This window comes from Caballeronia pedi (genome assembly GCF_001544915.2).
Lineage (GTDB): Bacteria > Pseudomonadota > Gammaproteobacteria > Burkholderiales > Burkholderiaceae > Caballeronia > Caballeronia pedi.
Map to the genome: position 1 here is coordinate 188,121 of NZ_FCOE02000013.1, position 13,379 is coordinate 201,499.

The window sequence follows — 13,379 nt, forward strand, 5'->3', positions numbered from 1 at the left end:
TGAATATCAATTACGTAATTACAACGTAATGCGAAGCATATTGGCGAAGAGCAGAGGTGCACGACTTAGTGCAGAATCGGTCCTCGCCCGCGCTAGCGCCAATCAAGCGCTTAGCAGTATTTCGAGCGAAAAAGTGATTTCGACTCGACGATACCGACGGCGTCGCCGACTTTCGACGTCCGTGTTTCAGAGCGTCGGCGGAACGTCCCGATACGTTGCATCGTCTTGCTCGAAGCGCTGCCAATAGGGTGGCCGGCCATAGTAGTGGTGAATCGAGTCCGCCCACGAGCGATCGACCATTGATGGCCACGCGTCCTTGTCAAAGCCCGGTGCATTCTTCACTTGGTCTGTGGTCGCAGAAATACGGAAGCATTTGTTGTCGGTATCCAGTGTCAAAGCGCTCCACGGAATCGCCAGTAGTTTGTCGCCGATTCCGAGAAAGCCTCCGCTCGAGAGAACCGCATAAGCGATGCGACCAGACGCGACGTCGAGCATGATTTCCTTGATTTTGCCGACATCATCTCCCTCCGAGCTCAGTACATTATTTCCATCTAACGTGCTCGCGGCCATGACGTCGGGTCCCGGCCCGTCCGCTGTCGCAGCGCCTTTCCCGACTACGTTCATCTGGCTTGTATTGACTGACATGATGTGTCTCCCAAAGAGCCGAAATCACGTTCGGCTTATCGGAACGTGCGCAAAGATTGTTCCGCGCGTTGCGATGTTTGCGCTGCCTTGAAGCGCATCCAGTTGAATGCTTCGCAATTCGGTTGACGCTATGGGCGTGCACGCCGAGCCGAAAAAATCCTGATGCCCCGATGAGAAAACTCGAAGGATAGTTGGGCGGTTCCTGAAGCGACGACTGGGATAACGGTCCGCGACCTGGGTCAGCTGTCTCAGCCGGCGGCAGTTTGTTGCGACATCCGGCGCTTCGCGCGGTCGAGTATCGATCGGAAACAATCAAAAGTAGTGGGCGGCCATAATGCGCGCGCTAAAGCGGCGTTTGAAGTGCGCGTTAATTTCCCGCCTCGAAAATGAGTTAAGTTGTTGAAGAGCGCGCGCGAAGCACTGGACGCACGGTATGCTCAACGAAGTAGCATCAGACTTTGCCATGTTCGAGAGCGCCCATTCACATCCGGCGCTCGACCGGAAATTCAAGCAAGGTAACGCCTCGTCGTTGGTGTAATAGCGGGCGGCAGCGTGCTGCTACAAAGTGCTGCTGCGGCGTGTTGCCGCGAAACATAGCGTGATTCAAGCCGCACCGGTCCCCACAGTGGGTGGCGACGACGGCGCGAGCGGGCCCCACCGTTGACGACTACACGCATGTCGAGCAAACCGAGGCGTTCTCCCTTAAGACCATTGGCGCGGGGTGCGATGCGCAACGGGCAAGGCAACGCCGATCTCTTAACTGAGCTTATCAAGACGCTGTATCTCACCTGTTTCGTCTGCGAGCAGAACCGGCACGATTCGCCGCTCGCAACCTATCTCGCGGCGGAAGCGGTCTTCGTAGGATATTGCCGTGACCGGTGTGGCGAGCCTGAGGCGATCTTGTGCACGCATGACACGCAGCTCGCTTCCACACCGCTTCACCGCGTCGAGGCGGCGAAGGTTCGGCTGGATCGGCTATTAAAGGAAGGGCGCTTTGCAGAGCTCAATGCAATACGTCCAGTACGCGGCTGACGTGTCGCGTGGGGCAATCCCGACGAGGTGCCGTGATCAACGGCGACGCGTCGGCGGGTTGCCTAGCGCCGTACGAGGTCAACGCGCGCGAGGCGATCATCGTCGTGAGCTTGAGATAGTTGGATGATCCGCCGGGACATGCTGGCGCGCAGGCCGGCGGCCAACATTAAAGCGCTACCCCCGGGCTGCGCTTCGCGTGGCGTACGAGCAGTTCGACATTCTGTTGGCGCTCAGTCGCCGGTAAGTCATGCTCGTCTCTTAATCGCGATAAACAAATCGGACTTCAGACTGAAATTAAGCCACCATGTCAGGAGTGGGCCGAGCCAGGCGCTCAGATGCGCCGCGTAGGGTGGCACCAAACCCCCATGGGGTTCGCGAGTCGAGACGGGCACTCGTAAAAACTCTGACTTGATTGCTCCAGGCAATAGAGGCGCCCGTGGCTATCAGTGCATCGACCAGTGTTACGTCTTCGTTGAAAGTAAGCGGCTGAAATCCGCCAGCTTTCAGATAGGCCGTGGGGGAGCAACCCAGGTTTGCGCCGTGGATATGACGATGGTCGTCCACATCGCGGTAGGTTTTGTAGAACTCTTCCTTGACGTTGACCGGGTGGCCGGTCCAATCCTTGATGTCAATGACGCCGCACACGGCGTCGGCTTGGCAAGTGAGCTGGCCGCTCAACCAGTCTGGAGCAACCTGGGTATCGGCGTCAGTGAAGGCTAACCAACGAGCACCGTGCGCAATAGCCAGTTCAGCGCCCAACGCTCGCGCTCTTCCGACGTTTCGCTTGAAAACGCTCAAGACAATGCTGCCTGCCGCCGTTGCGAACGCCTCTGTGTAATCAGAGCAATCATCTGCCACGACAATGACCAGGATCTTTTCATTGCACAAAAGTGGATGGCGTCCGGCGAGGCAGACGGAGCGCACACACGCTCCAATAAGCTCCGCCTCGTTGTGGGCAGGAATAATGACGGCCAGCATATGCGGTCCTTAAGAAGTGGTGAACTTGGCCGAATAACTGGAGCGCCTGCGTCTTAGCTCCACCGAGCCTTTCGTGGCGCTTGCGCAAACCTCGTGCCGCAGGTGCAACGTGATGACAGGTCTTGGGCGGCGACGCCGTTTTCATTCACAACGGAGCCATGTTTGGAACGTTTATCCACGTGTTCGGGCGCGCCGTGGTCCCTCGCGCGCGTCAAACGCCTGCCGTCCCGGGCGCGCATAGCACACGGCTGACACCCTGCGTTCGGTCTGCCTTCGACGTGGGGATCGAAAGTGAAGGGCGCTAATGCGTCATCCGGGCGAGCAGATGCAGCAGCGCGTCGGTGGTTCCGGACTTCTGGCAATACGCGTCGAAGCCGGCCGCCACGCCGCGATCATGAGTGATGCGCTCGTCTTGAGAAGTGAAGGCTACTAGCGCGACATGCTGGGTTTTCCTGGATTGACGCAGTTGCCTCGCCAACGCAAAGCCGTCCATCTCTGGCATGTTGATATCGAGCAACGCAATGTCGGGAATCCATGCCGCGCTCAACTCGAGCGCGGCATGCCCGCTCAGGACGCATCGTGCGTCGTACCCTTCGACCAAGAGGACCGCCGTGATCGCTTCGGCGCCCGCCTGATAGTCGTCGACGACCAGCAGACGCACGTCCGACGCGGGAGCGGCCGTGACGGTCCGAGTCGTCCAGCGGGAGGTGAGATGACGATGCATCACAAATCTCCGATAATCTTTCTGCTCCCGCAGCAACGTGCATTCCTTGGACAATCCCTCGACAGTGGGCAGTGAGAAGCTGCTCCGGGAATAAGTGACCTAGAACGAGTTGGATATGGACCTCTCGACCTACATCGAAAAAGAAATTGAAGCGATCGTGTCCGAGTGGGCACGGCAAGCGTCACGGCTGGCCGGCGAAGGCAACGCCCTGACGGAAATCGAACTCAGAAACACCGGCATCGGAATGCTGTCCAGCTTCGCTATCGATATGCGTACTGCGCAGGGTGGCGCAGGCCAGGCTGCCAAATCGCGCGGGCAACTGGCGGACGCGCCCTCGGCGGTCAAAGACGTTGCGCAAGAGCACGCGGAGTATCGACTCTCACAAGGGTTCAGCCTAGACGACATCATCGCTGAGTACCGAGCGCTGCGTGCGACCGTGCTGCGGTTGTGGCAAACGACAAATCCGAGCGGTTCCGACGCCTTCCAGCAGATGATTCGATTTAACGAGGCCGTCGACGAGGCACTGACAGAGGCCGCGCGCGAGCATCAGAAGCGCACGGAGGAAGTCCGCAATCTGCTCTCGGGCATCTTGGCGCACGATCTACGTTCGCCCCTGTCTGCCATCTCGAATTCGATCGAGCTGTTGCGGCATGTCCCGGCACTCCCGCCGATGGGTACAACGGCCACTGAAAACGCACAACGTAGCGTCCTGCGTATGAAGCGCATGATTGACGATCTGCTCGACTTCACGCGAATGCGTTTGGGCGAAGCGTTGCCCATCGCGGTATCGTCGCAGAACTTGGCGCCGCTGTGCCGGCAGGCACTCGACGAAGTGCGCGCCTCGTTTCCCGACGCGCAGGTTGATCTGCGCGTGAGCGGCGACGTCGAGGGAGAGTGGGACGGCGCACGCATCAGTCAGTTGCTGGTGAACCTACTGGTCAATGCAATCCAGCACGGAGCGGGCGATGTCCATCTGAGCGCGAGCGGGCAGTGCGACACGGTGTGCATCTCTGTGTCAAACTCAGGAGATCCGATCACAGATCATGCGAAGCGGACGCTTTTCGATCCCCTCATGCGGACCTACACGCCCCCCGAGCGACGCGGCTCAGCCGCCGGACTAGGCCTCGGCCTTTACGTGTGCGACTGCATCGCCAAGCTGCATCAAGGAAAGATCGAGGTGGAATCCAGCGCACAAGTAACAACGTTCACGGTGGAACTGCCACGCGCACCGCGCGGCTGAACCAAGCGCGCGGCGGATAATCGGAGCAGGTCCTTTCTGGGCGTCCGGTTGACCATCAGTGACCGAGTTCAGGGGCAGCCCATTGCTTGCCGACCAAAAAGCTCGTCTCACCGCGATAAACATGGCGCGTATAGGCATAGCCATTTTACCGAGCTTGCTAGGTGCGTCCACGAAGACTGTTGCGTCGCGCCAGCGATGAGCCGTTTTTCCTTCGACATATGAAAATTCGCAGCAACGAGCTGATGGCTCTTCAGCACCGGTGCGAGATCATGGAGGCAGGTCATCTCTACTCCGCCCAGCGTCTGGTCGGCGAACTGGGGCGCGGTCTCGGTCTTGACGAAACATTGCAGCGCAAGCTGGATTCGCTCGCCGCGCAATGCGCGGCGCTCTTGTTGGTTGATCAGGGGCGTGGCGAGCTGCTCGTTCGTCCGCTTTCCGGCGTTGCTGCGTTTCAAGGACGGCCATACGGTGTCGAACTGCTCGCCATCCGCTCCGGCGCGTACGCCGCGGACGTCCCTTACCTCACCCAGCGGCTCAGTGGCGATGCCGACGAACTTGATCTCTGGTGTCAGTCAGGGGCAGGGCATCGCCCTGCGCGCATTGATATGGAGCCTGCCCGGTCGCAAGGATGAAGCTCCGATACCGTCCATGACCTATGGTGTGATTTCGTTGCCGATTCGCAGTGAGGTCGTGAGCGGTGATGCCTGGTCATTCACGTCGGCGATCTCGATGTCACCGTGCTCGTCGCCGACGGGTTAGGCCATGGACCCTTGGCGAACCGTGCCGCGACAGAGGCGGCGACCGTGCTCCTCGAAAACGCTGACGAGCCGCTTGATCGAATCGTGCAACGTATCGGCAAGTGTCTGCACCGAGCAGTCCCATAAGCAACTTGCGTCTCACGACGGGGTAGTCGGACATTCGATGCGCCGCGTGCAAGAGTTCGAGGTGGATTACCCCGGAAATTCGCTATTCGTCATGCACTCGGACGGGCTAAGAGGCGTTAACAGAATGACTTTTGCAGGTGTCGCCAGCATATGATGCAGCAAGCGATTTCGAGGAGAGCCTCGTGGATGAAAGCGAGGCGCTCGAAGCGAATACGCAGTCGGCGAACGTTGTGAAGCCATGAGATGGTCCGCTCCACGACCCAGCGTGTTTTGCCTAGACCGCTACCATGAGGCTGACCGCGCCGAGCGATTTCGGTTGCAATGCCGGCTGCATGTAGTGGACGTCGATATTTGTCGTGGTCGTAGCCTCTGTCGCCCTGAACGACCCGAGGCTTCGATAGGGGTCTGCCACGCTTGCCGCCGATGGGCGGGATAGCCTCGACCAGAGCATGGAGTTGAGTGACGTCATTGCGGTTGGCGCCGGTGAGTATCACCGCGAGCGGGATGCCCTGCGCCTCGGTGATGAGATGGTGCTTTGAACCGGGTCGCGCGCGGTCTGTGGGATTCGGTCCTGTTTTTGACCTGAGCCCACAGCGCGGATTGAAGAGGAATCGACGATGACGCGAGACCAGTCGATTTGGTCGGCTGCGCGCAATCGCGCAAGCAGCACCTCGTGCAACTGGTCCCAGACGCCGGCGGCCTGCCAGTCACGCAAACGACGCCAGCAACTCATGCCGCTGCCGCACCCCATCTCGCGAGGCAGTAGGTCCCAACGCAGGCCCGTCTGTAAGACGAAGAGGATGCCTGTGAGCACGGCACGATTGTCGAGTGGCTTGCGCCCCGGATAGCGAACGCGCCGTGGCTTCGGAGGGGGCAGCAACGGTTCGATGAGTGCCCAAAGGTCGTCGTCGAGTATCGGCTTGGCCATATCCTTTTCGTCGTCCAAACAATGAAAAGGTTAACAGCATTCATCGAGTGTAAACAGCCCCTTCGCTCATTTTGTTAAAGGTTCTAAGTGCTCGCTGGGACCTTTCGCGCCACGCAGGGTTGGCTGTGCGGCACCCGGCGCTCATTGCAGCAGTCCTTTATCGGGATTTCGCGCGAAGCCGTGACGACGTGACGGTGTTTGTCTACCGGGTGGGCAGGCGCTCGACCGATTCAGTGTGCGCGGTGGGCGCAACGATCTCATGAGAGTCGACCTTGGACGGAGCCGGGCACCGGGAGACTGCCAGGTGTCGCGTTCGGACAACGGTCGTCGTCGACCCCACTTGCGGCGACTCGTTTCACAAACGGAGCGACAAACGTGCGCACTTCATCATCTGCGCAGCGTACAGCGATGCGATCGCCACTCACCATCTCCACGGTGCCTTCGCCATATCGGCGTACGCGAACGATGTCGCCAACGCAAAAGGGGCGCGTCTTCTCCTCTGTGCGCTCTGGCAGCTGGATTTCACGCGGATTGTCCTGTATCGCCGGAGGGTGCAGACAGTTGTCGCATACGCCACAACCCTTGCCGCCCAGTTCGTCAATCGGTTTTCGATGCGACACGCCGGGACCATGCTCTGACTCTTGCAGGTGCGTATCTTCGATATCGGCGGCGAAATAGTCGAGCAGCATGCGCCATCTGCATCGGGCGCTTTGTGCGTAAGTGACCATGCGGTTGAGTACCGCGCGATCGCGATCGGCGCGCGATGCATATTGCGCGGCGGCATCGTCAATCCTCGCGACAGCATCGCTGTCGTCGATAAGCCTCATGCCACCCCGGCGTGTACGCTGGGTCATGCGAATATCGTTTAGGAGTGTCGCCGCGACGCGCAATTTGTTCATCCCCATGTTTGGCAACGCTTCGCGCAAGCGCTCGAGCGGCTTCTCTAAGGTCCTGTTCTCGCTATCGCGCGCGAGCATCTGCACGGTTTCGGCCACGCGTCGGATGGTCTCCGCAGTCGGGTAGCGGCTGCTCAGAAAAAACTGCTGGACCTGCTTGTCCTTCAGCTCGAATAGAAGGATGCAACGTGCGGTGTCGCCATCGCGCCCGCCACGCCCTGCTTCCTGGTAATACGCATCGAGACTGCCTGGCATTTGCGCATGGATGACGAACCGGATGTTCGGCTTGTCAATGCCCATACCGAACGCATTCGTAGCCACCAATACACGGGCGCGATCTTCCATGAATGCGTCTTGCGCTTCCGATCGCGCACTGGCCGACAACTTGCCGTGGTAGCGCTCGGCTTGAACGCCTGCATTGGCGAGGGACGCGTGCAGCGCTTCACACTCAGCAACCGTCGCGCAATAAAGGATGCCGCTGCCCTCCAGTGTCCCCGCGAGATCGACTGCGCGGTGGCGCCGGTCGTCTGGATTTGTCATCTGCTCGACAGCGAAATGGAGGTTATCGCGGTACACGCCCGTATGAATGACGTTGGGGTGGCGCATTTGCAGTTCGCGCAGGATGTCCGCGCCGACCGCAGGCGTCGCCGTCGCCGTCAAGGCAAGGACCGGCGGGTGCCCGATCGCCTTCACTGCGTGGATCAGCTCCACATACGCCGGGCGGAAGTCGTGACCCCATTGCGAGATACAATGCGCTTCATCGATGACAACGAGCGGAACTTCAGGCATGTGCTTTCGCGTAAGCATCGACACGAACTCATCGCTGACAAGACGCTCGGGTGTGACGAACAGAACGCGGATCGTGCCTTCGGCAATCGCCTGCATCGCATCACGTTCTTCGGTCACCAACAGCGTGCTGTTGATGACCGCCGTGGCGACGCCAGCCTCGGCGAGCTTCGTCGCCTGATCGCGCATCAGTGAGATTAGCGGTGAAATGACCACGTCATCCCTTCAAACTGCAGCGCCGGCAATTGATAGCACAGGGACTTGCCCGCCCCCGTTGGCATGACGGCCAACGTGTCATGGCCTTCCAAGACACTGCGGATGACTTCTTCCTGGCCCGGGCGTAGTCGGGGAAAACCAAACACGCTTCGTAGGGCGGTCTCGACCTCCTTATCGAGCGGCTTGCGGGTACGTGGCGGCGTATTCTGTTTGTTGTTCATAGGTGTGACAGGTCGAAGACAAGTAAGGCTGATGGTGTGTTCCGGGGCGAGTGAAGTTCCTCGCGCGGATGGATGCCGAAAACTTGTGTCGTAGGTCAATGATTCGTTGGTCCGCCAGAATCGTCGGCGCCTTCCTCGATGTTCTTTAGTTGATCACCGCGGTCATTTGGATCGCGTCTTCTGTGACTTCGACACTCCCTATTTTCTTTGCGATCGGCATTTCCTGCGGGCGCGCCGATCGCAGTGTGGTTCTAGATCTTTGACCTGTTCCTTGATCGCTTTTTCCTGATCTTCGCATCCTTTTGAAACCGCGTTGAGACTGCCGCCAGATTCTTTCGATCAATCGAAGTCGCTCGTGCTGGGTCAGACAGGCATCTCGCAAACAAAAGAGGTCGATGACCGTGTCTGCCGATGGTGGCGAATATCACCATGGAATCTACTCACAAAAATCGATTAGGTTTCCGATGCAGAGATGCTGCCGGGCGTCCTCGTCTCCATGTCACCCGCGCCTGGCTCCTTCGCCAACTGCTGTTGCGCGAGAATCCAGAACTCATCGGAGCGGCCATCGGGACAGCCGGCCTCCTCCCATAATCGGTACGCTAGTGTCTGGATGTGCTCCTCGTTTGCCGGTACGTCCATCGTCGTCTCCAAAAAAAAGAATGCTGGACGTTGCCAGATGCCATCGACCAAACATTGATTTTGATCTGCGACGCAAGTCGAGGCTGCTCGTGCCCGAGGCTTGTGGCTCGCCCATCGATCCGTACCCATACGACGGTAGTCAGTCGCTATCCTCGCAATTGCTGTACCGACTCACTGGTAAGACGTAAGCGGAACGGAACCACCTGCGGATCAAGGCGGCCGCCACCCATTCCGCGGGGAACGCGAATTTCGAAGAAGGGCCAATTCGTGATGCGGCATTGATCGCGGCGGCTCAGAAAGTTGAGCACTATGAAATCGCGACGTATGGCACCCTCGCGACCCTTGCCGATCAACTTGGGTTTAAGGACGCGGGGACGCTGCTTCGCGAAACCCTTGCCGAAGAAAAATCAACTGACGATAAGCTATCCCAACTGGCGAAGCTTGAAGTCTCCCAGGAAGCGCAGTCGGCGGGGCGGTGATCTCATAGCGATAGATAGGAAGTCGCCCCTGTGCTGGGGCGACTTCTGTGATCTTGTGGGCTTTGAAATCTCGTGACGAATCGGGCCTTTCACCCTCGTGGTTTCGAAAAATCCGCCTTTATCTGCCCGTTTGTCGACTCCACGCTTCTGACGTTCTGGACCTTTGCAGCGCCTTCCTCGGATTGTAAGGGCTGGATTGCGAGAAAAGGCGCGCCACAGGGTTCAACTCAGCCACTAAGGTTTGAGAACCACCTTGATACACCCGTCCTCTTTGTCGCGGAAGGTTTCATACATCTTCGGCCCGTCCGTGAGTTTCATTCGATGAGTGATGACGAAGGACGGATCGATCTGTCCTTCTTCGATGCGTTTGAGCAAATCGTCGCTCCAGCGATTGACGTGCGTTTGCCCCATGCGCCATGTGAGCCCTTTGTTCATCGCTGCGCCGAACGGAATCTTGTCGATCAATCCGCCATACACGCCAGGTACCGATAGTACGCCAGCCGGACGGCACACGTAGATCATCTCGCGCAGCACATGCGGCCGGTCGGTTTCGAGCATGATGGCCTGCTTGATTCGATCGTAGATGCCGTCGAACGAGCGCGTCGCATGCGATTCCATGCCGACGGCATCGATACATTTCTCCGGGCCTTTTGCTTGCGTCAGATCACGCAGACGGTCGAGTACGCTCTCATCCTTGAAGTTGATTGGGATCGCGCCAGCCGCTTGCGCCATCGCAAGCCGTTCCGGAACGTGATCGATGACGATGACCTGTCTGGCTCCCAGCAATATCGCGCTGCGAATCGCCATCTGTCCGACAGGTCCTGCGCCCCAGATAGCCACGGTGTCGGTCGGCTCGATTTCGCAGTTGACCGCTGCCTGCCACCCGGTTGGGAAGATGTCGCCGAGAAAAAGCACTTGTTCGTCGGTCAGGCCATCGGGAATCTTGATATGCGTCTTGTCCGCCAACGGCACGCGCACGTACTCGGCCTGTCCGCCCGCGTAGCCCCCTGTCAGATGCGTGTATCCGAAAAGGCCGGCCGTCGCGTGGCCGAAGAGTTTGTCGGCGGCGTCCTTGTTACGGTTCGAACGTTCGCAAACGGAGAAATTGCCCCGCTTGCATTGATCGCATTCGCCGCAGAAAATCGTGAACGGAATGACGACACGATCACCCACTTTCAGCGCCGCGTTATCACGGCCGACTTCGACCACTTCGCCCATGAATTCATGACCCATCACGTCGCCTGACTTCATTCCGGGCATGAAGCCATCGAACAGATGAAGGTCCGAGCCGCAGATCGCGCAAGTCGACACCTTGATGATCGCATCGCGTCCGTGCTCGATGACCGGATCGGGCACCGTGTCGTAACGGATATCTTTCTTGCCATGCCAAATCAATGCTTTCAAGGTCGCCTCCTGCGAGTAGGCTTGATCGTCGGGTAGGTTCGTGGTCGCTGCAAGTCGAACGGCGCAACGCGTATGCCCGCTGAGGCATGGCACATGCTCCTGCACGCTTTGACGGTTCCTCTAACACCAAGGACGAAGTGCTATGACCAACGGTATGGCTGACCTCTTCCGGCGTCTGACAGCAGGCGTCTATGTGATCGGCGTCGCGCACGGAGGTGCAAGGAACGCGTTCACGGCAAGTTCGGTCATGCAGATCTCGTTCGACCCGCTCCTTGTTGCACTCGCCATCAATCCGGCGCACGCGTCCTATCCGATACTCGACCGCGGACGGGCGTTCTCTATCAACGTTTTGCGCTCGGATCAGCAGGCCATAGCCGAGCACTTCGGCACACACTCGGGCCGCACGATCGACAAGCTGTCGTCAACGCCCTGGCGGACCGGCCGAAGCGGCGCGCCACTGCTGCTCGGTGCGGTGGCGTATTTCGATTGTCAGGTTCTCAGCGAGGTCGAAGCCGGGGATCACCGCCTTGTGATCGGCAGTGTGATCGACGGCGCGGTTCTGTCTCCGGAAGCGCAACCGCTGCTCTATGCCGCGACCGGATCTCTGGATCAGAGCGCGCAACTTTACGCGAAGGGGTTCAACGACTCGAAGTAGGTAGCCGTGTCTACCCGACCTTACGCCTGCGGCGGCTGTCCGTTGGAAGCGCTCAGGCCGCCGTCTACTGGTAGATTGACGCCGGTGACGAAGCGCGCGTCGTCGCTGGCGAGGAAAGCAATCACCGCCGCGATATCGTCGGGTTTCGCCGCGCGGCCTAGTGGAATGCGCTCTCGAAATTTGGCCATCAGTTGCTCGTCGGCGAGCATGTCTTGCGTGAGGTCGGTCTCGGTCAGGCTCGGGCACACCGCATTGACGCGCACGCCGTCGCGACCGTGATCCATCGCAAGCGCGCGCGTGAAGTTGGTCACAGCGCCCTTCGCGGCGTTGTAGAAGCTCATCCCCCAATCGCCACCGAGTCCCGATACCGACGATACATTGACGATCGAACCCTTCGCATCGATCAGATGACGGATGGCCGCGCGGCTGCAATAGAAGACGCCGTCAAGATCGGTCGACATGATCGCGCGCCAGTCGTCGAGCGAGGCTTCGTCGATGCGTCCCGTCGGCGCGACACCCGCATTGTTGACGAGCACGTCGATACGTCCGAAGCGCGCAGCGGTCGCCTCGATCAGTTGTTGCGCCTCTTCGTACTTCGATGCATCAAAGGTATGCACGAGCGTTCGCGCGGAATCGATATCGCCCGCGACGCGGTCAAGCTTTTCGCGCGTGCGGCCGGCCAGCACGACCGACGCGCCTTCGGCCGCGAAACGCCGCGCGGCGCCTTCGCCAATTCCCGATCCCGCGCCGGTCACGATGATCACTTTCGATTTGAAGCGCGTGCTGTATTGAGAGTCGTTCATGGATGATCGAGGAAAAAGGGTTATCACTTCAGATCGGCGGGTACCTTACCGCCGTTTTCCGCGAGCTTCGTCATAACCTGCTTGTGCAGCCAGATGTTCATCGCGGCGGAGTCGTCGGTGTTGCCGGTGTAATGCAGTTCTTGCGCCAACGTCTTTCGCGATTCGAGACCGCTATCGAGATCGAGCAGTTTCAGCAGATCGACGATGGACGATCGCCAGTTCAGTGCCGCGCCATCTTGCTGCTGCTTTTGCGTGAGGATCGCGTCGACATCCACTTCGGGCAATGGCGTAACCGGCGGCCGGGCGGGTTCGACGCCGGGGGTTGCAGGCGTGCCGGCGGCGCCGCTCGCCGCACCCAAAGGTGTGCTGGTCGGATTGCCCGATGACGTCGAGCTCGATGGCGGCGACGCATTGGGCGCCGCAGGCGGGACGGTTCCGCCCGAGGCGGTCGTCGCCGGATGGTCGTGCGGAAAGATCTTGTTCAGGATGTTCGAGAAGATGCTCATGTTTTCCTCCGTGAGTCAGTGAGATCGATGTTCTGCGCATTGCGCATCAAGCGTGCCGCGCGTCCCGTCATGCCGCAGGTCCATGCACGAAGTGACGAAGCAATGGTGCAAACGTCGTTGCATCGGTCGGTTTTCGCGCAAAACGCGTCGAATCCCGCGTGCTTTGCGCGTTGCAGATCGGCCTCGCTAGCCGCCGCGGAATGGGCGATGAGGATGGTCCCGGATGTATCCGCGTCCGCACGAAGACGGGCCGCGACTTCCAGCCCCGACATGTCGGGCATCCAAATATCCAGCAGAACGACTTCCGGCTTGCATCGCGCGGTCGCGTCGATAGCGACGCGAC

Annotated in this window: 16 protein-coding genes; 5 read left to right on the forward strand and 11 right to left on the reverse strand. The window is 59.4% G+C overall.

Features of this window, described 5'->3' with window-relative positions:
• Nucleotides 1-186 precede the first annotated feature (186 nt).
• Nucleotides 187-645, reverse strand: coding sequence for a PRC-barrel domain-containing protein (locus AWB80_RS21020; RefSeq protein WP_061176571.1), 459 nt, complete (start codon nucleotides 643-645; stop codon nucleotides 187-189).
• 726 nt (nucleotides 646-1,371) lie between these two features.
• Here AWB80_RS21020 and AWB80_RS21025 point away from each other — a divergent pair.
• Nucleotides 1,372-1,677, forward strand: coding sequence for a hypothetical protein (locus tag AWB80_RS21025; RefSeq protein ID WP_061176572.1), 306 nt, complete (start codon nucleotides 1,372-1,374; stop codon nucleotides 1,675-1,677).
• 294 nt (nucleotides 1,678-1,971) lie between these two features.
• On the opposite strand, the gene AWB80_RS21030 is transcribed toward AWB80_RS21025, so the two are convergent.
• A complete protein-coding gene (locus AWB80_RS21030) occupies nucleotides 1,972-2,655 on the reverse strand; it encodes a glycosyltransferase family 2 protein (RefSeq protein WP_061176573.1) in 684 nt (227 codons plus the stop codon).
• Nucleotides 2,656-2,956: 301 nt separating this feature from the next.
• Nucleotides 2,957-3,379 carry a response regulator gene (locus tag AWB80_RS21035; RefSeq protein WP_061176574.1) on the reverse strand — a complete coding sequence of 141 codons (423 nt, stop codon included), beginning with the start codon at nucleotides 3,377-3,379 and terminating at the stop codon, nucleotides 2,957-2,959.
• A 115-nt stretch (nucleotides 3,380-3,494) separates the two neighbouring features.
• Here AWB80_RS21035 and AWB80_RS21040 point away from each other — a divergent pair, with 115 nt between their 5' ends.
• Both AWB80_RS21040 and AWB80_RS21045 read left to right on the forward strand, forming a co-directional pair.
• Nucleotides 3,495-4,619, forward strand: coding sequence for a sensor histidine kinase (locus AWB80_RS21040; protein WP_061176575.1), 1,125 nt, complete (start codon nucleotides 3,495-3,497; stop codon nucleotides 4,617-4,619).
• Between the two features lie 179 nt (nucleotides 4,620-4,798).
• Complete coding sequence (locus tag AWB80_RS21045; RefSeq protein ID WP_143328106.1) at nucleotides 4,799-5,251, forward strand: hypothetical protein; 453 nt, start codon at nucleotides 4,799-4,801, stop codon at nucleotides 5,249-5,251.
• A 368-nt stretch (nucleotides 5,252-5,619) separates the two neighbouring features.
• Here AWB80_RS21045 and AWB80_RS21050 read toward each other — a convergent pair.
• The 4 genes from AWB80_RS21050 to AWB80_RS21065 form a co-directional block, all read right to left on the reverse strand.
• Nucleotides 5,620-6,431 (reverse strand): IS5 family transposase gene (locus AWB80_RS21050; RefSeq protein ID WP_087131480.1). Its coding sequence is split into 2 segments (ribosomal slippage): nucleotides 5,620-6,083 and nucleotides 6,083-6,431, totalling 813 coding nucleotides; the frame shifts between segments, so codons are not numbered across the junction.
• A gap of 257 nt (nucleotides 6,432-6,688) precedes the next feature.
• Nucleotides 6,689-8,329 (reverse strand): RecQ family ATP-dependent DNA helicase, encoded by a 1,641-nt coding sequence (locus AWB80_RS21060; protein ID WP_341866825.1) that lies wholly within the window; start codon nucleotides 8,327-8,329, stop codon nucleotides 6,689-6,691.
• On the reverse strand, nucleotides 8,311-8,550 hold the full coding sequence (locus AWB80_RS45460; protein WP_341866826.1) for a DEAD/DEAH box helicase: 240 nt from the start codon (nucleotides 8,548-8,550) through the stop codon (nucleotides 8,311-8,313). The genes AWB80_RS21060 and AWB80_RS45460 overlap by 19 nt, the downstream gene beginning before the upstream one ends.
• Nucleotides 8,551-9,003: 453 nt before the next feature.
• Nucleotides 9,004-9,189: a DUF2934 domain-containing protein gene (locus AWB80_RS21065; RefSeq protein WP_061176610.1), complete on the reverse strand. Its 186-nt coding sequence runs from the start codon at nucleotides 9,187-9,189 to the stop codon at nucleotides 9,004-9,006.
• Between the two features lie 209 nt (nucleotides 9,190-9,398).
• On the opposite strand from AWB80_RS21065, the gene AWB80_RS21070 reads away from it, so the two are divergent.
• Nucleotides 9,399-9,668 carry a YciE/YciF ferroxidase family protein gene (locus AWB80_RS21070; RefSeq protein ID WP_425266872.1) on the forward strand — a complete coding sequence of 90 codons (270 nt, stop codon included), beginning with the start codon at nucleotides 9,399-9,401 and terminating at the stop codon, nucleotides 9,666-9,668.
• 234 nt (nucleotides 9,669-9,902) lie between these two features.
• On the opposite strand, the gene AWB80_RS21075 is transcribed toward AWB80_RS21070, so the two are convergent.
• Complete coding sequence (locus AWB80_RS21075; protein ID WP_061176577.1) at nucleotides 9,903-11,072, reverse strand: zinc-dependent alcohol dehydrogenase; 1,170 nt, start codon at nucleotides 11,070-11,072, stop codon at nucleotides 9,903-9,905.
• A gap of 142 nt (nucleotides 11,073-11,214) precedes the next feature.
• Between AWB80_RS21075 and AWB80_RS21080 the strand changes: the two genes are divergently transcribed.
• Nucleotides 11,215-11,727 (forward strand): flavin reductase family protein, encoded by a 513-nt coding sequence (locus tag AWB80_RS21080; RefSeq protein ID WP_061176578.1) that lies wholly within the window; start codon nucleotides 11,215-11,217, stop codon nucleotides 11,725-11,727.
• 20 nt (nucleotides 11,728-11,747) lie between these two features.
• Here AWB80_RS21080 and budC read toward each other — a convergent pair whose 3' ends face one another.
• The 3 genes from budC to AWB80_RS21095 form a co-directional block, all read right to left on the reverse strand.
• Entirely contained in the window at nucleotides 11,748-12,530 is a 783-nt protein-coding gene (gene budC / locus AWB80_RS21085) for a meso-2,3-butanediol dehydrogenase (RefSeq protein ID WP_061176579.1), read from the reverse strand.
• A gap of 23 nt (nucleotides 12,531-12,553) precedes the next feature.
• Nucleotides 12,554-13,036: a DUF3597 domain-containing protein gene (locus AWB80_RS21090; protein ID WP_061176580.1), complete on the reverse strand. Its 483-nt coding sequence runs from the start codon at nucleotides 13,034-13,036 to the stop codon at nucleotides 12,554-12,556.
• The coding region (locus AWB80_RS21095; protein ID WP_244206636.1) for a response regulator at nucleotides 13,033-13,379 on the reverse strand (347 nt) is incomplete at its 5' end. The genes AWB80_RS21090 and AWB80_RS21095, both read right to left, overlap by 4 nt.